Annotated in this window: 22 protein-coding genes; 18 read left to right on the forward strand and 4 right to left on the reverse strand. The window is 70.9% G+C overall.

The genetic code is table 11. The features are described from left to right. Window positions 1-31: 31 nt before the first annotated feature. The 18 genes from AB7F12_RS17680 (at window position 32) to AB7F12_RS17765 (ending at window position 18,164) form a co-directional block, all read left to right on the forward strand. Window positions 32-916, forward strand: coding sequence for a branched-chain amino acid ABC transporter permease (locus AB7F12_RS17680; RefSeq protein WP_428498698.1), 885 nt, complete (start codon window positions 32-34; stop codon window positions 914-916). Next, window positions 913-1,866, forward strand: a complete 954-nt coding sequence (locus AB7F12_RS17685; protein WP_428498699.1) for a branched-chain amino acid ABC transporter permease — start codon at window positions 913-915, stop codon at window positions 1,864-1,866. The genes AB7F12_RS17680 and AB7F12_RS17685 overlap by 4 nt, the downstream gene beginning before the upstream one ends. Beyond that, a complete protein-coding gene (locus AB7F12_RS17690) occupies window positions 1,863-2,621 on the forward strand; it encodes an ABC transporter ATP-binding protein (protein WP_428498700.1) in 759 nt (252 codons plus the stop codon). Before AB7F12_RS17685 ends, AB7F12_RS17690 begins: the two co-directional genes overlap by 4 nt. Further along, a complete protein-coding gene (locus tag AB7F12_RS17695) occupies window positions 2,614-3,339 on the forward strand; it encodes an ABC transporter ATP-binding protein (RefSeq protein ID WP_428498701.1) in 726 nt (241 codons plus the stop codon). The genes AB7F12_RS17690 and AB7F12_RS17695 overlap by 8 nt, the downstream gene beginning before the upstream one ends. A gap of 71 nt (window positions 3,340-3,410) precedes the next feature. Next, on the forward strand, window positions 3,411-4,640 hold the full coding sequence (locus AB7F12_RS17700) for a CaiB/BaiF CoA transferase family protein (protein WP_428498703.1): 1,230 nt from the start codon (window positions 3,411-3,413) through the stop codon (window positions 4,638-4,640). A gap of 1 nt (window position 4,641) precedes the next feature. Next, the gene (locus tag AB7F12_RS17705; RefSeq protein ID WP_428498705.1) at window positions 4,642-5,775 is read left to right on the forward strand and encodes an FAS1-like dehydratase domain-containing protein; all 1,134 of its coding nucleotides are present in this window, start codon (window positions 4,642-4,644) and stop codon (window positions 5,773-5,775) included. Continuing rightward, window positions 5,772-7,295 (forward strand): aldehyde dehydrogenase family protein, encoded by a 1,524-nt coding sequence (locus AB7F12_RS17710; RefSeq protein ID WP_428498706.1) that lies wholly within the window; start codon window positions 5,772-5,774, stop codon window positions 7,293-7,295. The genes AB7F12_RS17705 and AB7F12_RS17710 overlap by 4 nt, the downstream gene beginning before the upstream one ends. After that, the gene (locus AB7F12_RS17715; protein WP_428498707.1) at window positions 7,292-8,560 is read left to right on the forward strand and encodes an acetyl-CoA hydrolase/transferase C-terminal domain-containing protein; all 1,269 of its coding nucleotides are present in this window, start codon (window positions 7,292-7,294) and stop codon (window positions 8,558-8,560) included. The genes AB7F12_RS17710 and AB7F12_RS17715 overlap by 4 nt, the downstream gene beginning before the upstream one ends. Continuing rightward, complete coding sequence (locus AB7F12_RS17720; RefSeq protein ID WP_428498708.1) at window positions 8,557-9,147, forward strand: cysteine hydrolase family protein; 591 nt, start codon at window positions 8,557-8,559, stop codon at window positions 9,145-9,147. The genes AB7F12_RS17715 and AB7F12_RS17720 overlap by 4 nt, the downstream gene beginning before the upstream one ends. A 26-nt stretch (window positions 9,148-9,173) precedes the next feature. Next, on the forward strand, window positions 9,174-10,292 hold the full coding sequence (locus tag AB7F12_RS17725) for an amidohydrolase family protein (RefSeq protein ID WP_428498709.1): 1,119 nt from the start codon (window positions 9,174-9,176) through the stop codon (window positions 10,290-10,292). Beyond that, window positions 10,285-10,608 (forward strand): iron-sulfur cluster assembly protein, encoded by a 324-nt coding sequence (locus tag AB7F12_RS17730; protein ID WP_428498711.1) that lies wholly within the window; start codon window positions 10,285-10,287, stop codon window positions 10,606-10,608. Before AB7F12_RS17725 ends, AB7F12_RS17730 begins: the two co-directional genes overlap by 8 nt. Then, window positions 10,605-11,066 (forward strand): VOC family protein, encoded by a 462-nt coding sequence (locus tag AB7F12_RS17735; RefSeq protein WP_428498712.1) that lies wholly within the window; start codon window positions 10,605-10,607, stop codon window positions 11,064-11,066. The genes AB7F12_RS17730 and AB7F12_RS17735 overlap by 4 nt, the downstream gene beginning before the upstream one ends. Before the next feature lie 23 nt (window positions 11,067-11,089). After that, window positions 11,090-12,079 carry an LLM class flavin-dependent oxidoreductase gene (locus AB7F12_RS17740; protein WP_428498713.1) on the forward strand — a complete coding sequence of 330 codons (990 nt, stop codon included), beginning with the start codon at window positions 11,090-11,092 and terminating at the stop codon, window positions 12,077-12,079. A 98-nt stretch (window positions 12,080-12,177) separates the two neighbouring features. Next, window positions 12,178-13,779 (forward strand): class I adenylate-forming enzyme family protein, encoded by a 1,602-nt coding sequence (locus AB7F12_RS17745; protein WP_428498714.1) that lies wholly within the window; start codon window positions 12,178-12,180, stop codon window positions 13,777-13,779. 44 nt (window positions 13,780-13,823) lie between these two features. Then, complete coding sequence (locus AB7F12_RS17750; RefSeq protein ID WP_428498715.1) at window positions 13,824-15,035, forward strand: TetR family transcriptional regulator; 1,212 nt, start codon at window positions 13,824-13,826, stop codon at window positions 15,033-15,035. Between the two features lie 43 nt (window positions 15,036-15,078). Then, a complete protein-coding gene (locus AB7F12_RS17755) occupies window positions 15,079-15,276 on the forward strand; it encodes a ferredoxin (protein ID WP_428498716.1) in 198 nt (65 codons plus the stop codon). Window positions 15,277-15,318: 42 nt separating this feature from the next. Further along, window positions 15,319-16,542 carry a cytochrome P450 gene (locus tag AB7F12_RS17760; protein WP_428498717.1) on the forward strand — a complete coding sequence of 408 codons (1,224 nt, stop codon included), beginning with the start codon at window positions 15,319-15,321 and terminating at the stop codon, window positions 16,540-16,542. Next, the gene (locus tag AB7F12_RS17765) at window positions 16,539-18,164 is read left to right on the forward strand and encodes a thiamine pyrophosphate-binding protein (RefSeq protein ID WP_428498718.1); all 1,626 of its coding nucleotides are present in this window, start codon (window positions 16,539-16,541) and stop codon (window positions 18,162-18,164) included. The genes AB7F12_RS17760 and AB7F12_RS17765 overlap by 4 nt, the downstream gene beginning before the upstream one ends. 294 nt (window positions 18,165-18,458) lie before the next feature. Here the strand turns inward: AB7F12_RS17765 and AB7F12_RS17770 are convergent, their stop codons facing one another. From AB7F12_RS17770 to AB7F12_RS17785, 4 genes are all read right to left on the reverse strand, one after another. Beyond that, window positions 18,459-18,743 (reverse strand): response regulator transcription factor, encoded by a 285-nt coding sequence (locus AB7F12_RS17770; RefSeq protein ID WP_428498719.1) that lies wholly within the window; start codon window positions 18,741-18,743, stop codon window positions 18,459-18,461. 411 nt (window positions 18,744-19,154) lie between these two features. After that, window positions 19,155-19,805, reverse strand: coding sequence for a TetR/AcrR family transcriptional regulator (locus AB7F12_RS17775; RefSeq protein WP_428516637.1), 651 nt, complete (start codon window positions 19,803-19,805; stop codon window positions 19,155-19,157). 203 nt (window positions 19,806-20,008) lie between these two features. Further along, window positions 20,009-20,146: a hypothetical protein gene (locus AB7F12_RS17780; RefSeq protein ID WP_428516635.1), complete on the reverse strand. Its 138-nt coding sequence runs from the start codon at window positions 20,144-20,146 to the stop codon at window positions 20,009-20,011. A 466-nt stretch (window positions 20,147-20,612) separates the two neighbouring features. Further along, on the reverse strand, window positions 20,613-21,044 hold the full coding sequence (locus tag AB7F12_RS17785; protein WP_428516633.1) for a hypothetical protein: 432 nt from the start codon (window positions 21,042-21,044) through the stop codon (window positions 20,613-20,615). Window positions 21,045-21,842: the final 798 nt, after the last annotated feature.

Below are 21,842 nucleotides of genomic sequence, written 5' to 3' on the forward strand. Positions count from 1 at the left end.
CGGTCCCGCTCCCGGACCCGGATGTGAGCCCATGACCCAGGACCTGCTCAACCTCCTCGTGCTCTGGTCGGTCTATCTCCTTTTCGCGCTCGGGATGAGCGTGGTGTGGGGCTCGATCGGCGTGCTCAATTTCGCCCATGGGGCGATCTTCATGTTCTCCGCCTTCGTCGGTCACCTGGTCAGTACCCGGCTGGACCTGGGTGTGCCGCTGACCGTGCTGCTGTGCCTGCTCGTCGGCGCGGTGCTCGCCGTCGTAGCGCACTTTCTGATCATCGAGCCGGTGCTGCGGGCGACCCCGAACGTCGCCGCCGCCGAGCTTCGCGTTCTCATAGCGAGCATCGGGGTCGCCGCGGTGCTGGTCGCGGTGGCCCAGACGGTCACACGAAGCGCGCCCTTCGGCTTTGCAGCCGTCGAACTCCCGGTGCTCGACATAGCGGGCGCCAGGGCCTCCGTCGTCCAGATCCTGATCATCGTCCTCGGCATAGGGGTCGCGCTGACCGTCGCTCTGCTGATGCGCTCGTCCCGAGGCGGTCTCGCTTTGCGCGGTATCGGCCTCGACCCGGAGACCGCGTCGCTCATGGGGGTGGACCGCACCCGGCTCGCCGCGACGCTGATGGCCGTCGCGGGCGGGCTCGCCGGGCTCGCCGGCGCCCTGCTGACCTACCACCTCGGCTCCATCGTCCCCGAGACCGGCGACCTCATGGTGATCAAGGCATTCGCGGCGATCGTGCTGGGCGGGCTAGGCAACGTCTACGGGGTCATGCTCGGCACGCTCGTGCTGGCCGTGGCGGAGACGGCCGTGCTCACCTACACCACGGGGACCTGGGTGGACGCGGTGTCCTTCGGCCTGATCCTCCTGGTCCTCCTGGTCCGGCCGAACGGCCTGCTCGGGCGGGCGGAGGTGCGGCGGACATGAGCACCTTGCTGGGCGCCAACTCGGTGCTCGTCCAGGCCATGATGGTGAACCTGCTGCTCGCACTCAGCATGCAGATCCCCTTGCGTAGTGGGGTGTTCTCCTTCGCCGGCATCGGGTCCTATGGCCTGGGCGCCTACACGGCCGCGATCGTGGTCACCCGCCTCGACCATCCGGCGCTGCTGGCCTTGGCCGAGGGCGTGCTTGTGTGCGGGGTGGCCGGCGTGCTGCTGGCGCTGCTGCTGCGCCGACTCAACGGGCTGTACCTGGGTATGGCGTCGATCGCCTACGCAGGCATCCTCGCGGTCGTCGTCGCCAACAGCGGCGAGTTCACTGGTGGAGCCGAGGGCATGTACGGCATCGTGGCCGATCTCGATCTCACCGAGATCGTGCTGATCGTGCTCGTCGTGGTGGTGCTCGTGGCCCTGTCGGAGCGCGGCCGGACGGGCCGGGCCGTGGCCGCCGTTCGGGCGGACCCCGAGCTGGCCGCCGCGATGGGCGTGGACGTGCGCCGCGTCCGGTTCGTCGTCTTGACGGTCGGCTGCATGGTGGGCGGGCTCGCCGGTGGGATGAACGCGATCATGCTCACCAACGTCGCGCCCTCGGATTTCGGCTTCCACCTGGCCGTCCTCGGGCTCACGATGATCATCGTCGGCGGTGCCGGATCGTGGCTGGGGGCGCTGGCGGGTGCGGCGATCTTCACCTGGCTACCGATCGCGCTACAGATCCTCGGGGACTGGCGGGCCGTTGTCTACGGCGCTCTGGTCGCGGCGGTCGCGGTGTGGGCGCCAGGCGGTCTGGTCGGGCTCGCCACGCGCATCCTGAGGGCTGTTCGAGCTGCAGGACGTCGTGGCTCGCCGGGGGTGGCCGCGGAGGCGGATCCCGGCTCCGGTTCGCCACCGGACCCGTTGGCCGGCCGGGAGGTCGGCGCGAGCACTGGGAGGCCGCGGTGAGTGTCCTGGAGCTCGACGATGTCGCGGTCCATTTCGGCGGGATTCGAGCAGTCGACGGCATCTCCCTGACGATGGAGGCCGGCAGGATCTACGGCTTGTTAGGCCCCAACGGATCCGGTAAAAGCACTTTGCTTGCCGCTGTGAGCGGGTTGGTCCCGCTCAGCCGGGGGGCGATCGTCTACGCCGGATTGACGACGCGGCGGCACTCGCCGACGGGCGTTGCGCGTAGTGGCGTTGCCCGCACCTTCCAGACCGTGCGGCTGCTCGCCGATCTCACGGTGCTGGAGAACGTCCTGCTCGGGATCGATCGCCCCGGGCGGCCGAGGCCGCCGTGGCGCTCCCGGGGCCGTATCGACCGGGCGGCCGCGGTTGAGGCGCTCGCCCGCGTCGGCCTCGCCGACCTAGCCGGGCGGCGTCCGGCCGAACTGTCCTACGGGATGCAGCGGCGGGTGGAGATCGCTCGAGCGATCGCGATGTCCCCGCACCTGCTGCTGCTCGACGAGCCAGTGGCCGGGATGAACCACGAGGAACGGGTCGAGGTGCGTGACGTGCTCGTCGGCCTGCGGGACGAGGGCCTGACCCAGCTGCTCGTCGAGCACGACGTCCAGATGATCAGCGAGACCTGCGACCGGGTCGTCGCGATGAACTTCGGTGTGCTGATCGCCGAGGGCCGTCCGGACGAGGTCGTCCGGGAGCCCGCGGTGCGTACGGCCTACCTTGGAAAACGCTGGGGGAACCGTGCTGACGGTGGATGATCTGCACGTCTCGTACGGCAACGTCCGCGCGGTGCGCGGTGTCGGCCTGGACGCCGCGGCCGGGCGGGTCACGCTCGTGCTAGGTCCGAACGGGGCGGGCAAGACGACGACGCTGCGGGCTGTCGCCGGTCTGCACGCGGCCTCCGGAGGACGCGTGTTGCTGGAGGGCGTCGACGTCACCGGCCGCGCGGCGCACGTCCTGGTGCGACGTGGCCTCGTGCTCGTCCCCGAGGGGCGGCGGATCTTCGGCCCGCTGACCGTCGAGGAGAACCTGCGGCTCGGCGCGTACCGGGCGGACCGGGCAGCGTTCCGGGAACGCCTGGAGAGCGTCTACACCCTGTTTCCGGTCCTGGCCGAGCGCCGGGACGGGGCCGGCGGGCTGCTCAGCGGCGGCGAGCAGCAGATGCTCGCCTTCGGCCGGGCACTGATGTCCGGCCCCAAGGTCGTGCTCATGGACGAGCCGTCGATGGGCCTCGCCCCCACCATGGTGGACACTGTGTTCGAGCAGGTCAGGGCGATTGCCGAGGCCGGGGTCGCGGTCGTCGCGGTGGAGCAGAACGCCGACGCCGCGCTCGACATCGCCGACGAGGTCGCCGTGCTCCACCGCGGCGAGGTTGTCTTCCGAGGCTCGGCAGCCGACGCGCGTTCCCAAGGTTCTGTCGTGCGGGCCTTCCTGGGCGACGAGGCCCTGGTCGACACCGGTGAGAGCGGCTCGTGACGAAGTCTTGTCGTAAGCACACTCGTGAGTATACTGACTGCTCAGTACCCCACACGGAGGACGGCACGCGGATGACAGAGACGCAGATGGTGGGGCCGCTCGCCGGAGTGCGGATCCTCGACCTGACCAGGGTCCTCGCGGGCCCGTTCGGCACCATGATCCTTGCCGACCTGGGAGCGGACGTCCTGAAGATCGAGGAGCCGGGCTCCGGTGACGGGGTGCGCGGGATCGGGCCGTACTACCCGGGCGAGCTCAGCCACTATTTCCTGGCCATCAACCGCAACAAGCGCAGCCTCGCCGTCGACCTGAAGTCCGAGGCGGGGCGGGCCCTTATTCTCGATCTCGTCGAGCACTGCGACGTCGTGATCGAGAACTTCCGGCCCGGCGTCATGGAGCGGTTGGGGTTGTCGCTCGCCGAGCTCGTCGAGCGCCGGCCGGACGTCATCCTCTGCTCGATCTCGGGGTTCGGCCGGACCGGGCCGATGGCGCAGATGCCGTCGTTCGACCTCGTCTCTCAAGCGCTCACCGGGGTCATGAGCATCACCGGCGAGGAGGGCGACCCCCCGACCAAGTTGGGTCTGCCGATGGGTGACCTTGCGGGTGGGCTGTGGGGGTCCATAGCCGTGCTCGCGGCGTTGCACCGCCGGCGAAGCGACAACGCGCCGCAGCACATCGACCTGAGCCTGCTCGAAGGGCTCGGCGGGCTGCTCGGCTACCTCGGCCAGCTCGCCCTGCTGACCGGGCAGAGCCCGGTCCGGGTAGGGAGCAGTCACCACAACGTGGTCCCCTACGGGCGGTTCGAAGCCTCTGACGGGCACCTCGTCGTCGCGCTGCACGTCGGCAGCTTCTGGCGGAAGTTCTGCAAGGCCATCGACCGACCCGAGCTTGCTGAGGACGAACGCTTCCGCAGTTCCGCGGGTCGGGTCGCGCACCGCGACGTGCTGGTCCCCCTCCTGGAGGAGGTACTCCGCACCCGGACGCGCGCGGAGTGGCAGGAGGTGCTGGCCGCAGCGGACATCCCGCACGCCCCGGTGCTCGACGTGCGAGAGGCGCTCGACCACCCACAGCTGCGGGAGCGGGGCATGTTGCGCGAGCTGCACCATCCTGAGGCCGGGCACGTGCAGGTCTACGGGCCGGTCATCCGGTTCGTAGGCGAGGAGCAGAAGGCGCTGCAGCCGCCGCCGCGGCTCGGCGAGCACACCCGCGAGATCTGCCGCACCGTGCTGGGCCTCGACGACGCTGGGGTCGACGCCCTGGTTGCGGCAGGCGTCGTCGCAGAGCACGACAAGGAAGAGGGCTGACATGGGAACGTCCGGAGTGATCACCGATGCGGAGGTCGAGCGGCTGCGTGCCAAGCTCGGGCAGCGGGTGGAGGTGTCGGAGCCGCCTTACGTGACCGAGGCGAACCGGGACGCGATCCGTCGCTGGGCGGCGGCAACCGGCGACCGAAACCCGCTCTACACCGACCCGGAGTACGCCGGGGCGGGCCCGCAAGGTGGGATCGTCGCGCCGCCGTGTCTGCCGTACGCGTTCAGCCGGTTGTCGATCGGGTACCGCGGCGGACTCCCCGGCGTGCACTCGATGTTCGGCGGCTCGCACTGGACGTGGTACCGGCCGTTGCCGATCGGATCCCGGGTGAGGGCGGAGACCCGGTTCACCGATCTCATCGAGCTCAACGGCCGGTTTGCCGGCCGCATGTTCAAGCAGCTCTCGACGACGACCTTCCGAACCGACACCGACCCGGAGCCCTTTGCGCAGGTCCAGGGCTGGGGAATGCGGACCGAGCGGCAGACCGCGCGCAAGCGCAACAAGTACGGCGACACCCGGCTCGCGCACTACACGGCCGAGGACATTGCCGCGATCGCCGACGAGTACACCCAGGAACGACTGACCGGCGCCGAGCCCCGCTACTGGGACGACGTCAAGGTCGGCGACGAACTGCCCACCGTCGTCCGCGGCCCCTACACAGCGACCATCGCAGTCGCCTTCGAGCAGGCGTGGGGTGGGCTGTTCGTCCGCGCCCATGGCGCCTGGTTCGACTACGTTCGCGACCACCCGGCCATCGGCATCCCGAACGCCTACGGAATCCCGGAGCCGCCGGAAGCCGTGCACTGGGACTCCCAGCTCGCCCGCATCGCCGGGGTGCCGGAGGCCTATGACTACGGCCCCGAGCGGATCTCCTGGCTGTCCACCCTGGTCACCAACTGGATCGGTGACCACGGCTTCCTCGAGCAGCTCTATGTAGAGATCCGCGGGTTCAACCTGATCGGCGACCTGAGCCGTGGCCACGGCGAGGTCGAGGAGGTCAGTCCCGTGGGCGACGACGGCCACGGCCGGGTCCGGCTGTCCGTGCGGATCGTGAACCAGCGCGGCGACGTCACGGCCAAGGGTTGGGCGTCAGTTCGGCTCCCGGTCCGCGCGGAGTCCACCCGGTGACCAGCCCGCTCGCCCCACTCGAAGTGCTCCCGGACGAGGCCCGCGCATCCGACGGAGCCTGGAAGGCCTGGATCGATGGAGACTGGCACGACTCCCGTGACCGGCTCGAGCTGACCGATCCCGCCGACGGGAGTCCGATCGGGCGGGTCGCAGTGGCCGGCCCCGACGAGCTCGACGCGGCGGTGGCCGCTGCCGTCCGCGCCTTCGGGTCCGGGCCGTGGCCACGGATGTCGCCGCAGGCCAGGGGCGCGGCCCTGCTACGGCTGGCCGACGGGCTGCGCCGGCACACCGACGAACTGGCCCTGCTCGACACCCGCTGCAACGGGATGCTGCTCCGCGAGGCCGTGGCGATGGTGAAGCGCTGCGCCACGACCGCCGAGTACGCCGCCGGCCTGCCCCAGCGGGCCTACGGCCAGACGATCCCCGTCAGCGGCCGCTACCTCGACTTCACCGTCCGCGAGCCGGTGGGGGTGTGCGCCCTGGTCCTGCCGTGGAACGGGCCGCTCATCCAGGCCGTCTGGAAGATGGCGCCCGCGATCGCCCTCGGGAACACCGTGGTGATCAAGCCGTCCGAGCTGACGCCACTGAGCGCGCTCGCCCTGGCCCGGCTGACCGAGGAGGCGGGGATCCCGCCCGGCGTGGTCAACGTCGTCTGCGGCGCCGGTGACGTGGGGGCCGCGCTGGTCGGGCATCCGCACGTCGACAAGGTCTCGTTCACCGGCTCCACCGCGACCGGACGGCGGATCATGGCCTCGGCCGCGGAGCGCATCGCCCGCGTGACCCTGGAGCTCGGGGGTAAATCGCCCACCGTGTTCTTCGACGACGTCGACATGGGGGAGGCGGTCGCCGGCGCGGTCACGGCGCTGATGCGCAACTGTGGGCAGACGTGCATCGCGGGCTCCCGGATCCTCGTCCAGCGCCCGCGTTACGAGGAGTTCGTGGATCGGGCGCTGGCCGCGATCGCGACCCTGCGGGTGGGCCCGGGCCTCGATCCGAACGCCCAGATCGGGCCGATCGTCTCGGCCCCGCAGCTGGACAAGGTGCAGGGGTACGTGCGGTCCGCGACCGAGGCCGGGGCCACCGTGCACGGGGCCGACCGGCTGCTCGACGAGCCGCTCGCCGGTGGGAACTTCATGTCCCCGGGGCTGATCACCGGGGCCGGACACGAGCTGCCGGTGAGCCAGGAGGAGATCTTCGGGCCGGTCGGCGTCGTCCTGCCCTTCGACGACGAGGACGAGGCCGTCGGGATCGCCAACGACACCTCCTACGGTCTCGCCGCCGGGATCTGGACGCGAGACGGCCGCCGTGCCCTGCGCGTGACCCGCCGGATCAGGGCGGGCACGGTCTGGGTGAACACCTACGGCTGGAACTTCACCGAGGCGCCGATGGGCGGGTTCAAGCAGAGCGGGCTCGGCCGGGAGAACGGCGACTCGGCGATCACCCACTACACGGAGCTGAAGAACGTCGTCCTCGACACCCGGGACGATCAGCCGCTCGACCAGTTCGGCCTGCTCCGATGACCCCCGGGGACATCGGAGCGCGGCTCGCGGCGCTCGTCCGGAACGGGGACCGGCTTCTGGTCGGGACCGGGGCGGGCGAGCCGCGGACACTGATTCGGGCGCTGATCGAGCACGTGCTGCCGATGCGCATCGGCGTGGAGATCGTGCAGGTTGCGGTGGGCGGGGACGAGGACCTGGCGGCGGTCGGGCGCACTCGTGGCCACCGGGTGCGGTTCCTCGCCGCCGGGCCGCGCGGGATGGCCGCGGTCCGGGCGGGTGACGCCGAGCTGTTCCCGGCGTCCATGGCCGGGATCGACCGGATGATTGCCGACGGCCACTTCTCGCTCGACGGCCTGCTGGTCGCCGGGACCCGCGCGGCGGGCGGCCGGATCAGCCCGGGCCTGTCCCTCGACGTCGCGGCCACCGCGGCCCGGGTGGCCCGCTTCCGGGCCCTGGAGTGCAACGCCGCACTACCGGGCGTCGCCGCCGACGAATGGATCTCCGAGTCGGAGTGCGCGCTGGTCGTCGACACCGACCAGCAACCGGGCACCGAGGACCCGACGGCGCCGACCGAGGCCCAGGCGGAGATCGGTCGGCAGGTCGCGGCGCTGATCCCGGACGGCGCGGTGCTGGAACTGGGCGTCGGCCGTGGGCTGGCCGGTGTGGCCACGGCCCTCGCCCGCCGGGAACCGGGCTCGCTACGGATCCATACCGGCCTGCTCACCGACGACGTGTGCGAGCTCGTGGAGTCCGGCGTCGTCGCAGGGGAGCTGCCCTGCGCGCCGGGGGCATGCGTGGTCGGTACCGCGGCCCGCGGCTCGGCCGGGTTCCTCCGCTGGCTCGACGACAACCCGCGGGTCCGCCTCGTGCCCTCCGGAGACGCCCACGACGCCGCGCACCTCGCCGGGTTCGCGCGGTTCACCACAGTCAACTCGGCGGGCCGGATCGACCTGCTCGGCCAGGTGGACTGCCCCTCGGACGACGCGATGTTCGGCGGCGGCGGCCTGGCAGACTACGCGACGGCGGGCGCGCTGCGGTCGGGCTCGGTGATCGCCCTGGAGGCCAGGGACGCCAAGGGGCGCAGCAAGATCGTCACCCGCGCCGCGCACCCACAGCTGCCGGGCACGGCGGTCACCCATGTCGTGACGGAGTTCGGCACCGCGGTGCTCCGCGGCGCGACCGCGGCCGAGCGTGCCCTGCGGATCGTGCAGATCGCACACCCGGACGACCGGGAGCGGCTGGCGGCAGAGGCCGGACCGGGTGTCGTCGTCGGAGCCGTCTCGTGAGCCGGCGCGCGCTGCTGCTGTGCGATTTCCAGGTCGCCGTGTGCGGGCCCGGTGGCGCGCTGGGCGGCCCGTCGGGGGCGGCGGAGCAGACCAGGGTGCGCGGCCTGCTCCCCAGGGTCGCCCAGGTGCTGGAGCGGGCCCGACGGACCGACGACCTGATCGTCCACGCCCGGCTGGCCTTCGACGCCGAGGGCCTGCGCCGGGTGAACCGGAGCCCCGGGTTCGCCGCGTTCGAGGAGCGCGGGGTGCTGGCTGAGGGGACGCCCGGGGTGGCGTTCTGCCCCGAGGCCGCGCCCGCGCCGGGCGAGCTCGTGGTGACCAAGGGCGGGATCAGCCCGTTCGCCGGAACCGGGCTCGACGAGCGGCTGCGTCGGTCCGGTGTGGACACCCTGCTGATCGGTGGGGTCGCCACGACGTTCGTCGTCGAGTCCGCCGCCCGGCACGCGGGGGATGCCGGCTACGCCGCCGCCGTGGTCGAGGACCTCTGCGCCGCCCACACCGCGGAGCTGCACCGCTTCGCGATCGAGAAGACCTTGCCCCTGTTCGCAACGATCACCGACTCGGCGAGCGCCTACCCGGCGCCCTGACCGGCTGGAACGGAACGGAGAGCCCCGTGCTCGGAGACATGTTCGTGCTCGATGCCGTCACGCACGCCTACAACTTCGACACCGCCAACTATGCGGTGCCGGAGCACGCAAAGATCATCGCCGAGCTGTCGTACTTCATGGCGCGCAACCCCCCGGACTCGCGCTACCGGTTGCCCGCCGGGATCTACCTGGGCGACTGGTCCATCGAGGACACCGCAAACCTGTTGTTCCGGGAGAGCCCGACGGATGCGGCGATCATGCACCCGCTGCCGATCTCGGCCTTCCATGACGGGCTCGTCTCGGTGGAGAAGGCGGCGGCTGCTTGCGAGCGGTGGCCGCAGCGGTTCCTCGGTGCGTACGCCGCGGTGGACCCCATGCTGGGCCGCCGCGCCCTGACCGAGCTGGAGCGCCAGGTCGACCTCTTGAAGCCGATGGGGCTCAAGCTCTACCCGAACAGCTGGGCGACCGGGGAGATCACGCTCTGGCGGATGGACGATCCGCAGGTCGTCTTCCCCGTCTACGAGAAGGCCGCCGAGCTGGGCATCCGACACATCGCGGTGCACAAGGCCGTGCCGATCGGCCCGGTGCCGGTGAAGGACTCCTACAACCCCGGCGACATCGAGGGCGCAGCTGCGGCCTTCCCGGAGCTGACCTTCGAGATCGTCCACGGCGGCATGGCATTCCTCGACGAGACGGCCTGGCTGCTGTCCCGCTTCGAGAACGTCTACGTGAACATGGAGATCCAGAACATCATCCTCGAGCGCCGGCCCCGGGCGTTCGCGGAGATCCTGCTCGGGCTCGTCCGGATCGGCGGGCACCGGCTGTTCCGGCGGCTCTTCTGGGGCTCGGGGACCACGCTCTACCACCCGCGCCCCGCTCTGGAAGCCTTCGCCGACTTCACGATCCCGGAGGACATGCTCGACGACGCCGGGCTGTTCGGCCCGATACGCCAGCTGCGCCCCCAGGACAAGGCGAACATCCTGGGCGGCAACTACGCCCGCGTCCACGGCCTGGACCTGGACTCGGCCCGCGCCGCGATCGCCGACGACGAGTTCGCCGCCGACCAGCGCGGCACGCTGCCGGAGCCGTACACCACGATCGCCGCCGCGGAGGCCGTGGCGAAGTGGCAGGCCGAGCATGTCTGAGGAGCGCGAGGCCGAGATCAGGCAGCGACTCAACGCGGTGCTCGATCCCTGCAGCGTCGCGGCGGGGCGGCCGATGGGACTGGCCGACATGGGACTCGTCGAGCGGATCGAGCTCGTCGGCGGGGACGGGGGCGGTGTCGAGGTGTTCCTGCGGCTCACCTCGCCCGCCTGCTACCTCATGACGCATCTGCGGGACCGGATCGTGGCCGAGCTGGACGGGATTGCGGACGGGCGGGTAACCGTGCACGTCGACGAAGGTCTGGACTGGTCGCCGCGGCTGATCGCGCCGCACCTGCGGCTGCCGGTGGCTCGATGACCTTCGTGGACTTCTACCACGTCGGGATCGTGGTAGCGGACCTCGACGCGGCGGCCGACGAGCTCGGCCGGCTGCTGGGTCTGGACTTCGCCCGCCCGCGGACGGAGTCGCTGCAGCTGCGGACGGAGGAGGGCCCCGCCGACTGCCGGTTCCGGTTCACGTATTCGCGCAGCCCGGTGCGCGGACCGGCGATCGAGCTCATCGAGGCGCCGCCGGGCTCGCCGTGGTGGCCCGGCGACGGCCCCGCGGTGCCAGGAGTCCACCACCTCGGCTTCTGGGCCCAGGACTTCGCCGAGCGCGTCGGCGCGCTGGAGGCCGCCGGGGCCCCCGTGGAAGTCACCCTGGACGGCGGCGGGGAGCCGCGGACGTTCACCTACCACCGCACCAGCCACGGCCCGCGGATCGAGTTGGTCGATGGTGCGCGACAGGCCGAGCTGTCCTGGTGGGCCGCGCCGTGACCGAGCTCGGTCTCAGGTACGACTTGCGCGCACCTGCTTTCGGCGCCTCGCCCGCCGACCTCTACGACGCTGCCCTCGACCAGTGCGCGTGGGCGGACGAGACCGGGTTCGACCTGGTCACCGTGCTGGAGCACCACGGGGCCGACGACGGCTACTGCCCTTCGCCGCTGATCGTCGCCGCCGCGCTTGCCGCGCGGACCCGGCGGATGCGGATTCGGATCCGCGCGCTCGTCCTGCCACTGCACGATCCGGTGCGGGTCGCGGAGGACTGCGCGGTACTCGACGTGCTCAGCCGCGGGCGGCTGGAGCTGGTGGTCGCGGCCGGGTACGTGCGCTCCGAGTACGCGATGTTCGGCGTCGATCCCGCGGACCGGGGGCGACTGCTGGAACGGGGTGTCGCGACGTTGCGCGCGGCGTTCACCGGCGAGCCATTCGTCCATGATGGACGACCGGGCCGGGTGGCGCTGCGCCCGCACGGACCGTTGCCGATCACCCTCGGTGGCTCGTCCGACGTCGCCGCCCGTCGCGCGGCACTGATCGCGGACAACTTCGATCCCACCCACCTGCGCACCCGGGCCGCCTACGAGCAGGAGTGCGCGCGGCTGGGGCGTGCGCCCGGCCCACCCGCGCCGCCGCAGCCGCGGGGCCAGTTCCTGCACGTCTCGGCCGATCCGGAGAAGGACTGGGTTCGGCTCGGCCCACACCTGCTGCACGAGATGTGCTCGTACGGGGAATGGCTGGCGGCGGCGGGCACGGGCCGGCAGTACCGGCCGGTCGCGGACCTCGACGAGCTGCGGGCAACCGGGGTGTACCGGATCGTCACGCCTGCCGAGTGCCTCGCCCTCGCCCGCGAGCTGGGACCCGCCGGACGGCTGGAGTTCCATCCCCTCGTCGGCGGGGCGGACCCGGAGATCGGCTGGTCCGGGCTGCGACTCTTCGCCGCAGAGGTGCTCCCGACGCTGCAGGCCGAGGGCCTTGTCGGGCGGTACGCCGGCCCGACCGGCGCGCGTTGACAGGGTTCCTCTCCTAGATATACTGGGTGCTCAGTGTACTCAAGGCTTCGATCGCTACTCGTGACTGCAGTCCCGCCAACGCACGCCGGAGGACGAGAGTGAGCGCTACGGTGCGCCCCCGATCGCGACAAGACCTGTGCTGGACCTCGGAGGTCGTCTCGCGGGAGTACCCGAACCGGGTCGCCGTGATCGACGCCGAGCAGGGCCTGCGGCGCACGTACGCGGAGTTCGAGGCCCGCGCCCGCCGCGTCGCCAATGCCCTCGAACGGCTCGGGGTGGGCCCGGGCGACCGGTTCGGCCTGCTGATGCAGAACTGTGTCGAGTACCTCGAGGTCCTCTATGGCGCCGCCAAGATCGGCGCCACCGCCGTGCTGGTCAACCGCAGGCTCAGTCCCCGCGAGATGGCCTACGAGCTGGAGGACTCGCAGTCCGCGGGCCTGCTCTACTCCACCCGCTACCTCCACGCCGCGGCGGAGGTGCTGTCCCTCGTCGACCGTCCGCTGTGGTCCTGCCAGGCAGCGCAGGGCGACGTCAAGAGCACCGCCGACCACGATTTCGAAGGCCTGCTGAAGGAGGCGGGGGACGGCCGCGGCCGCGGCGAGGCCGATTTCGCAGATGCCGGCTGGGTGATCATCTACACCTCCGGCACCACCGGACGTCCCAAGGGCGTGGTCCTCACCCAGGGCAACGTGGTGGCCGCCAACGACATCACCGCGCGGTTCGTCTGGGGTCGCTACCGGGACCGGCTCGGCCCGGTGGTGCGGGGCCTGGTCACCGCTGGGCTGAACCACATCGGCGGGCTGATCACCTCGTCCGCCCCGGTGCTCGGCGACGGCGGCACCCTCGTGCTGCTCGACGACTTCGACGCGGTCAAGACGCTGCGCACGATCGAGCGGTACCAGGTCAACCTGGCCTTCAGCATCGGGATGATGTGGAACCGGGTCGTCGAGGAGGACCTCGGTGCCCACGATCTGTCCTCCCTGCAGGTCGTGGGCACCTGCATCGCGCAGCACACCGACGAACAGCTGCGCCGGCTCTCCGAGGACCTCGGCGCCGAGGTGTACTTCATGTTCGGCCAGACCGAGACCGCAACAGGGCTGATCACGACTCGCCGCACGGCGGACCTGACGTTGCGCCGCGGCACCCTCGGCAAGCCGCACGGGTACATGGATGTGCGGATCGTCGACGCTTCCGGCGCGGAGGTGGCGCCGGGAGAGGTGGGGGAGCTGCAGTACCGCGGCCCCACGGTGTTCAAGGAGTACTACGGACGCCCGGAAGATACCAAGGCGGCCTTCGAGGACGGCTGGTTCCGCAGCGGCGACCTGGTCCGGGCGGACGTGGACGGCTACCTCTACTTCGTCGACCGGCTCAAGGACATGGTCAAGTCCGGCGGGCTGAACGTCTTCACGGTCGAGGTGGAGCAGACACTGCTGGAGCATCCCGGGGTGGCCGATGCCGCTGTCGTCGGGATCCCGGACGTGCGCTGGGGCGAGGCGGTCACCGCGTTCATCGTGCCGATGGAAGGCACGGTTCCCGACGCGGACGAGGTGATCGCCTTCTGTCGGGATCGGATCGCGCACTACAAATGCCCCAAGGCCGTCCACGTCGTGGACCGGATCCCGGTCAACGCGCTGGGCAAGAAGCTCAAGCACGAACTGCGCGAGATGGTCCGGGCAGAGCAGGCGACTGCTCTGCCGTAGGGTCCGGCGGGTGGACGACGGGGGGCGCGAGCGGGGAGAGAGCCATGGTCGACCGTGAGCTGATTCTGAGTGTGGCGACCCGGCTCTTCCACGAAAGAGGCTTCGCCCGCGTGACCACGGACCAGATCGCCGCCGACGCCGGGATCACGAAGCGGACGCTGTACCGCTACATCGGGTCCAAGGAGGCGCTGCTGCTCGCCATCCACGAGAAGTTCCTCGACCGGGTGCTGGCGGCGGTCGACCACGAGGGTCCCTCGGACGAGCAGGTCGCCGCGTTGCTGCGCAACTACGTGCGGACCGTCGTGACGAACCTCGACGAGATCCGGGTGTTCTTCGAGGAGCGCACCCACCTGTCCGCAGCGAGCCAGGCCCGCGTCATGCAGATGCGGGACCGGTACGAGTCGGTCTTCCGCGACACCCTGAGCCGCGGCATCGCCGACGGCACCTTCCGCGACTGCGACATCCCGATCGTCACCCAGGGTGTGCTCGGCACCGTCGCGAACATGTACGAGTGGTACCGGCCCGGCGGCAGCCTGTCGGCGGAGCAGATCGCGGACATGCTCGTCGAGCTGGTACTCGGCGGGCTGCCCGCAGTGACCCGGATGCTGCCGTCCCGGCCGGCGTCGGAACGGGTGGCCGAGGCCCTCCCGGCAGAGGAGTGCGAGGAGGAACTGGACTGGGCCGGTAACCCGGTGCTGTCCCGGATCCTCGACGTGGCCTCCGAGCTGATGTACGAACAGGGCTACGACAACATGAGCACCCGCGGCCTCGCCGAGGCGGCCGGGCTGACCAAGAGCGCCCTCTACTACTACATCCCGAACAAGGAGACGGTGCTCTTCCAGGTGAACCTGCGCCTGGCCCTGTACGGCGTCGGGAACGTCCAGCGGATCAGCGCGGAGACGGCGGATCCGGTCGAGGCGCTGCGACAGATCATGGTCACGCACTGCGAGACGGTGGCGCGCAACATGGGTGCCCTGCGCGCACTGAGCTATGAGATGCGCTTTCTCGATCCGACGCACCACGCCCGAATCCTCGAGCTGCGCCGCGCCTACGCCGCGGGTTTCGCCCTCGCCGTCCGCCGGGCGGTGGGCGTGGAGGCAGGCGACGCGCGCACGGACGTCGCCGCCATCGCCGTCATGGGAATGCTGAACTTCATGCACCACTGGTACGTGGATGGCGCCCGGCTGAGCGCCGGCAAGGTCGGCGAGACGCTCTTCGAGCTGGTATGGAACGGCTTGCGTGCCTCGACCGGCTGAGGGTCGCCAGGTATACTGGGTGCTCAGTGTAGGAGGGTGAGTCATGAGAGTCCACGTGAACCGGGAGCTCTGTCGAGGGCACGGGGTGTGCGCCGGCAACGCGCCGGAGGTCTTCCTGTTCGACGACGAGGACCGGGCCTATGCCGAGTATGACGTCGTGCCGGCAGGGCTCGAGGAGGTCGCCCGGTCGGCTGTCTACAGCTGCCCCGAACATGCCATCGAGATGGACCTGTCCACATAGGTATACTGGGCGCCCAGGGCGCCTCCGAGGAGTGGAGACCCTATGCAGGGTGTCGCGTACAGCCCGACCGATCCGGACGTCCTGGCCGATCCGTTCGGCCATTACGCCGAACTGCGCCGCGGGCCGGCCGCGCAGTATGTCGAGTCGGACGACCTGTGGGTCGTCTCCCGCTACGAGCACGTCGACGCCGCCATCCGCAGCCCCGCGACGTTGTCCTCGAAGGCGCTCTGGGCGCTGTTCGGCGGGGTGGTGAGCGCGCGCCCGGGGGAGCGGCCGGACGTGCGTGCGCTCGCGGCCGCGCAGCCCCGCAGCCTGATCACCATGGATCCGCCCGATCACGTGCCACTGCGTCGCCTGGCCGCGCCGATGTTCACGAAGAAGGCCGTGGACGGGTACGCGAACCTGATCCGCCGGATCTGCGAGCAGCTGGCCGACGAGCTGTTCGACCGCCGCGAAGGCGGCGAGGTCGACCTGGTCGAGGCTTTCAACCATCCGCTCCCGGTGCGCGTCATCGCGGACATCCTCGGCATTCCCGCCGAACGCAAAGCGGACTTCAAGGTCTGGTCGGACATCCTCATCAAGCGGCTCTCCGGCGAGGGTGACACGGAGCCCGAGCAGATCGAGCTGAAGCGGATGATGGAGTACTTCGGTGAGATCATCCGCGAGCGCAGCCGGACTCCCGGCGACGACCTGATCAGCCTGATCATCCAGGGGAACGCTGAGCTCGCCGTCCCGCTCACCGAGTGGGACCTGTTCAACTTCTGCTCGCTGCTGCTCTCCGCGGGCAACGAAACCACTACGAACCTGCTCGGCAACCTCTTCAACGCCTTCTTCGACCATCCCGCCCAGTACGCCAAGGCGCGTGCGATCGCCGACGTCACGCCGGTCGTCGAGGAGATTCTGCGTTACGAGTCCGCGGTGCAGGGAGTAGTGCGGCTGGCCAACCCGGGTGCGGTCGTCGGTGACGTCGAACTGCCCGCCGACGCGATGGTCCTGCTGCTGACCGGAGCGGCGAACCGCGACGAGGCCCGCTGGCCCGACGGGGACACCTTCGACATCGAGCGCCGCAAGCTCCCGCACCTCGGTTTCGGCACCGGCATCCACCACTGCCTCGGTGCCGCGCTGGCGCGCTTGGAGACGGCGATCTCCTGGGAGGTTCTGCGGGAGCGCACCACCGCGATCGAGCGGACGGCCCCCGGCACGCGGACGTGCAACATCGTTCTGCGCGGCTTCTCCGTACTGCCGGTCCGGGTGCGGGCAGTATGAGCGACCACACGGTCCACGGGGTTGTCGCGGCGACGCTCCGGGCGCTTGACGTCGACACCGTCTTCGGGGTGCTGGGCGACGCGAACATGCTGGTCGTTGCGGACTTCCTGGCTGCGGGCGGCCGGTACGTGGGGGCCGTCGACGAGCGTGGCGCGGTGCAGATGGCGGACGTACACGCTCGCGTGCGGGACGCCGTGGGCGTCGCGACGGTGACCCACGGGCCGGGCATCACGAACGCGCTCACCGCGATCGTCGAGGCCGCTCGCGCGCGGACCCCGCTGGTGATCGTCACCGGGGACACTCCGGCGATCCCTGGTTACCTGCAGCAGGTCGACATCGCAGGGATCGCTGCGCCCGCCGGGGCCCGGGTGCGCCGGATCCTGCACCCGGACCACACGGCCGACGAGGTGGCCGCGGCGCTGCAGGAGGCGCTGGCGGTGCGCGGCCCGGTGCTCCTCGACATGCCCTACGAGCTGCACCGAGAGGCGGCCGCACCAGGCCCGCCTGCCCGCAGGCTGGGCGCGCCGCAGGCCGTGCGCCCGGACGAGGACGCCGTCGACACGGCGCTCGGCGTGCTGGCCGCCGCACGGCGGCCGGTCGTGCTGGCCGGGCGCGGGGCGGCGCGGTCCGGGGCACGAGCGGCCCTGCTGGAGCTGGCCGAGGTTCTCGGGGCTCCCGTCGCGACGACGCTGCTCGGCCGGGACCTCTTCAGGGGCGAGCCCTTCGATCTCGGAGTCGTCGGCACGGTCGCGCACGACGTGGCGATCGAGACCGTCGCGGCGGCGGACTGCGTGATCGCCTTCGGCGCCGGGCTCAACCGCTACACCACCGCCCACGGATCGCTCGGCGAGGGCCGTGCGCTCGTGCAGGTGGACGCCGACCCCGCCCGGCTGGGCCGGGGCGCGCCGATCACCGCCGGGGTCGTCGGGGACGCCGCCGTCGTGGCCAGGTCGATGACCGCCCTGCTGCGCGAGGCAGACCACGCGCCGTCCGGCTTCCGGTCGGCCACGCTCCGCGACCGGCTCGCCGCGCGGGAGTCGCGAGCGGGGTACATCGACGTCTCCACCGAGGACACGATCGACGTGCGCACGGCCATGATCGCGCTCGACGAGGTCCTGCCGGCCGACCGCACAGTGGTGACCGACGTGGGCCGGTACGTGTTGGCCACCTGGCAGCACGTCCACGTCGCGGAGCCGCTGCGATTCACCCACACCGGCGCCTTCGGGTCCATCGGGCTCGGCGTTGCCGGCGCGGTCGGGGCCGCGGTGGCCGGCGGCGGCCGGACGACGCTGGGGATCGTGGGCGACGGCGGCGGGATGATGGGCCTGCTGGAATTCTCGACCGCCGTACGTGAGCAGCTTCCGCTCGTCCTCGCCGTCGTCAACGACGGCTGCTACGGCGCCGAGTGGGACCGGCTCGAGGACTTCGGCGTGGACCCGACCCTGTCCCTGATCCGATGGCCGGACTTCGGCGACCTCGCGCGGGCGATGGGCGGTCACGGCCTCACGGTCCGGCGGGTGACCGATTTCGACGCCGTCGGCGAGCACGTCGGCGACGGGCGTTTGCCTCTCCTCGTGGACATCCGGATCGACCCTGCGGTGCGCATCGGTGACATCCGCTGAGCCCGGTCCGAGTGGAGCTCGGCTAGCGCCGCCGCCCTGGGAGGTCGTCACGCAGTACGCGCTTCCTCAGGTCTCGAGCAACTGAGCGCCGGGCTCGCCGTCGGGCCCGGCCGGGGGTCACCTGCGTCCGCCGCCGAGCCCGCGCCTCGCGTGGCCGACGCTGATGCGGTCGTGTGCCTGCCTGGTCACGGGACCGCATCGACGCGCCGTTGACATCGTCCGACGCCACGGACGTGGATACGGTCGAGACCGCTGGCTCAGTTCACACAAGACCACGCTTGGCGGCCAGATAGGTCAGCTCGGTGCGGTTGAGCGCGGTGACTTCCTGATCAGGCTCACGACGTGGAAGTTCGCGGTCGTGACACTGATGCCGAGCGCGGCGGCGATCTCCCGGTTCGTCCGGCCGCGGACCAGAATCCGTAGCACCTCCGTCTCGCGGGGGGGCAATGGTGAGTTCCCCGGACGGACCGTTGCGTTCGACGGCGTCGATCCGTCCGCCGGCGTGCTGCTTGCTGAGGAGATCGGCCAGAAGGGTTCGCCCATCGGTCGAACTGAGGGATCGTCGGACTCAGAGGTCATCGGGCTGAGGGCCGATCACGCGATCGCCCAGGATCGTGCGGTGCGGTCACGTTCTGCTCCTGCCGTCGCCGCCGCGACATGGTCGGGTCGCAGTTCGAGGTCTCGCACACGATCGCTCGCCGGAAGTCGGCGGGATGGAGAGCAGCAGGCGCACGCAGCGCTGGAGATCGCGTGCGGGGGATTGATCTCGTGGTTCTATGTCGGCGGCTATTGCCCAGGTCAAGGGGCACACGTACGAATGTCGATCCGGTCCTTGAGGGAGCTGATGGTGACCATGAACAGCTGGCTGCGGGAGTGGCATTCGCTGGCGTGCGCGATCTACCCGGTCAGCACGCGTCGAACTACAGCGTGCGGGCCGAGATCGCCGCAGAGCTCGGCACCGCGGTGCCACAGCGCGACCCCCAAGGACCATCACGCAACGGGGTTGTCCTTCGGCTGTGACGTGCCCGCGGTGATGAGCGCCTGAGCGGACCAGCGTTGTACCTCGAGGACCTCATCCGGCCCGAGGCCGCAGATGTCGCGCAGGACGATCGTCGACTCGATGCCGATCACCGCGGCGAGCCCGTGGGTCAGGCGCGCGAGCGCGGCGTCATCGATTCGGCCCTCCAACGGGGCGACGGCCCGCTCGACGTACTCCAGTCGCCGGGACGGTCGGGGTGGGACGCCCGGCTCGATCGGGTCGCGAGTCACGGTGTAGCGGATGATCTGCCGCAGCAGCTTCTCGTTCTCGCCGGTCATGGCGTGCAGCGCGACGACCAGCCGATCCATCCGCGCCGTCACCGGCTCGTCCGGCCCGCCGGCGTCGATCGAGAGCTCCATGCCGTGGCGCGTCGCCTCCAGAGCGGCTTCGACGACGAGTTGCTCGGCGCTCGGGAAGTAGCGGTACGCGGTCCGTCGGGAGATCTCTGCGGCGTCGGCGACCTCGGCCACGGACGGGTGCGCTCCTTCTGCGAGCAGCCGGCCTGCCGCCTCGACAAGAGCGCGGCGGGTCCGCCGCTTCTGTCCGTCCCGACTCGTCACCTCGCCCCGACCCTTCTTGACACATCTGTGCCACGACGGCATTCTTGCGCCACTTTAGCAGCGCGGACCGGTGCTGACCCGCTGCCGCGTAGGTCTCGGTGGATCTGCGGCCGCTCGGTGCGCGTCGGAATGCCCGGGTCAGGTAGCGCGCCAACTCCGCCACGGCTGCCGCAGCCGCGGCGGCGCCCTCCGGAGCATGCGGGCCGTCCAGCGCGAACGCTTCATGCGCCCAGGCATCCGGATCCTCAGAAGGCGTCACCGGCACACCAGCCCACCGGCCCGAGCCCCGACAGGACGACCTCCCCCGCGGCGCATGGAGAAGCCGCAGGTGCGGTGTCCTGCCGCCACGTCCGCCCCGACAGCCACATCTCGGTGGACGTCATCAGGTAGTCCGCACTGGGCACCACCCGAGGTGCGTTCGCGTGAGCCGCGCTGGAACCGCCCGAAGGCAGCACACCCCGCCCGGGGCGAGCCGGCGATGAACCCACGCGCGCACCGATACGGGTGAGACGAGCCCCTGCGGGGTCGCTGGCGCGATCACACCCGGTCCGGCGAGCCGGGACCCCCGCCGGTCCCTGCGGGACCCCGGGCGGCCCGTGCTGGGACGAGCCGCAGTTCCAGTACAACTCCACAGCGAAGGGGCATCCGATGGCCGACCAGACCGTCGTCCCCAGCCTCGAGGGTGTCCCGCTCGTCCTGAGCCCGGGCACGATCCTCGACGTCGGCGACGTCTGCGACCAGCGTTTCACCACCGATGCGCCGCGGTCGTCACGACGTGGGCGAGTGGATCGCCTGCCCGGATGCGGGCAGGAGCACCAGATCGCCGCGGTGACCCGATCGGCGCGCGGATCAGCCGGCTCTGCGCAGGCGCGGGACGCTCCATGGGGCTTGCCGGAATGCGGTCCGCGGTGCCCGTCGCTGGGTCGCGGCGGACTCCCGACGGCTGCGCCCGACCCCCGCGGTCAGCCGGGTGTGGAAGGGGTCCTCGATCCGCGGTCGCAGCTCGGTCAACGCCCGCGTGCCCGGGTACTGGCCTGCGCCCGCATCGCCAGTGTCCTGATCGCCGTCGGGGTCGGTCTGGAGCAGGGCGATGCCCTGCTCGCGGGCGTGGGCGTGGGCGTGGGCGTAGGCGTCGGCGAGCAGCCGCCGCTCCTCGCGGTCGTTACGGGCGCGAGGAGCGGCGTGGGCGAACCGCTCCGGCTCGCGCGCCGCGCACACCGTGAGCGTCTTGACCGTCTGTACAAGAAACTTGTAGTGCTGGGTACAAGGTCCGGTCCGCACTACGCGCCATGCGGTTGCGGCCGTCAATGCCTACCGAGTGGGACAGGCGTGGGTCCACCGGTCCCTGGATCACCGAGCCGGGGATTGGCTGCAGTTCGGCTTCGGCGACGGCCCGGCCGTCGACGGTGTGAAGACCGTCTGTACGTCGCATGGCTGACGTGGTCGCGGTCCCGAGTCGTGGCACCCGCTGCGACACAGAGACGACGCCCAGCGTGTTCGCCGCCCTCGACGTCACAACCAGGCGGCTGGGTGGGTGCCGACACATCTGTTGATCGACGAGAAGGCCGTCACGGTTAGCGCCTGGTTCACCGCTAGAAAACCTCCGGATCCTGCTGCACCGTGATCGCTCCGACGATGCGGTCACCAGGGCCATCGCCCGGGTTCTACGCGTCGACCTGGTGCTCGTCGGCGACATCGGACTCCTTCCAGTCGGAGCCGACGCGGTCGAGGGACTCTACTTCCTTCGTCGACGCCGCCTACGAGAAACGCTCGATCGCGGTCCAGCTCGAAACTGCACCGTCTGGTTCGACGAGTTCACGCCTAGGACCGACTACCGCCACCGTCGACCGGCTGCTGCACCACGCGCACGTCTGCCAGACCACAGGTGAGTCAGTCCCGACTCACCCAAGCACTCGCTGGCTAAGGGGTTGGGCCCAAGAACGCGCCGCCGTCCTAGTGTCGTGAGTCGTTATTTCTTTGCTAGCTGGGTAGTCTTAGGTTCATGCCGGACCCCGTGGCTCCTGCAGTGACCCTGACCGACGCCGACCGTGACCAGCTCACTCAGTGGGCACGGCGAGC

The organism is Pseudonocardia sp. (assembly GCF_050250275.1).
Lineage (GTDB): Bacteria > Actinomycetota > Actinomycetes > Mycobacteriales > Pseudonocardiaceae > Pseudonocardia.

Excerpts from the sequence above, each read along its gene's own strand:
- AB7F12_RS17680 (WP_428498698.1), top strand. The coding sequence starts at position 32 with ATGACCCAGGACCTGCTCAACCTCCTCGTGCTCTGGTCGGTCTATCTC.
- AB7F12_RS17685 (WP_428498699.1), top strand. The coding sequence starts at position 913 with ATGAGCACCTTGCTGGGCGCCAACTCGGTGCTCGTCCAGGCCATGATG.
- AB7F12_RS17700 (WP_428498703.1), top strand. The coding sequence starts at position 3,411 with ATGACAGAGACGCAGATGGTGGGGCCGCTCGCCGGAGTGCGGATCCTC.
- AB7F12_RS17705 (WP_428498705.1), top strand. The coding sequence starts at position 4,642 with ATGGGAACGTCCGGAGTGATCACCGATGCGGAGGTCGAGCGGCTGCGT.
- AB7F12_RS17715 (WP_428498707.1), top strand. The coding sequence starts at position 7,292 with ATGACCCCCGGGGACATCGGAGCGCGGCTCGCGGCGCTCGTCCGGAAC.
- AB7F12_RS17730 (WP_428498711.1), top strand. The coding sequence starts at position 10,285 with ATGTCTGAGGAGCGCGAGGCCGAGATCAGGCAGCGACTCAACGCGGTG.
- AB7F12_RS17735 (WP_428498712.1), top strand. The coding sequence starts at position 10,605 with ATGACCTTCGTGGACTTCTACCACGTCGGGATCGTGGTAGCGGACCTC.
- AB7F12_RS17750 (WP_428498715.1), top strand. The coding sequence starts at position 13,824 with ATGGTCGACCGTGAGCTGATTCTGAGTGTGGCGACCCGGCTCTTCCAC.
- AB7F12_RS17755 (WP_428498716.1), top strand. The coding sequence starts at position 15,079 with ATGAGAGTCCACGTGAACCGGGAGCTCTGTCGAGGGCACGGGGTGTGC.
- AB7F12_RS17760 (WP_428498717.1), top strand. The coding sequence starts at position 15,319 with ATGCAGGGTGTCGCGTACAGCCCGACCGATCCGGACGTCCTGGCCGAT.
- AB7F12_RS17765 (WP_428498718.1), top strand. The coding sequence starts at position 16,539 with ATGAGCGACCACACGGTCCACGGGGTTGTCGCGGCGACGCTCCGGGCG.
- AB7F12_RS17770 (WP_428498719.1), bottom strand. The coding sequence starts at position 18,743 with ATGACCTCTGAGTCCGACGATCCCTCAGTTCGACCGATGGGCGAACCC.
- AB7F12_RS17775 (WP_428516637.1), bottom strand. The coding sequence starts at position 19,805 with ATGCCGTCGTGGCACAGATGTGTCAAGAAGGGTCGGGGCGAGGTGACG.
- AB7F12_RS17780 (WP_428516635.1), bottom strand. The coding sequence starts at position 20,146 with ATGACGTCCACCGAGATGTGGCTGTCGGGGCGGACGTGGCGGCAGGAC.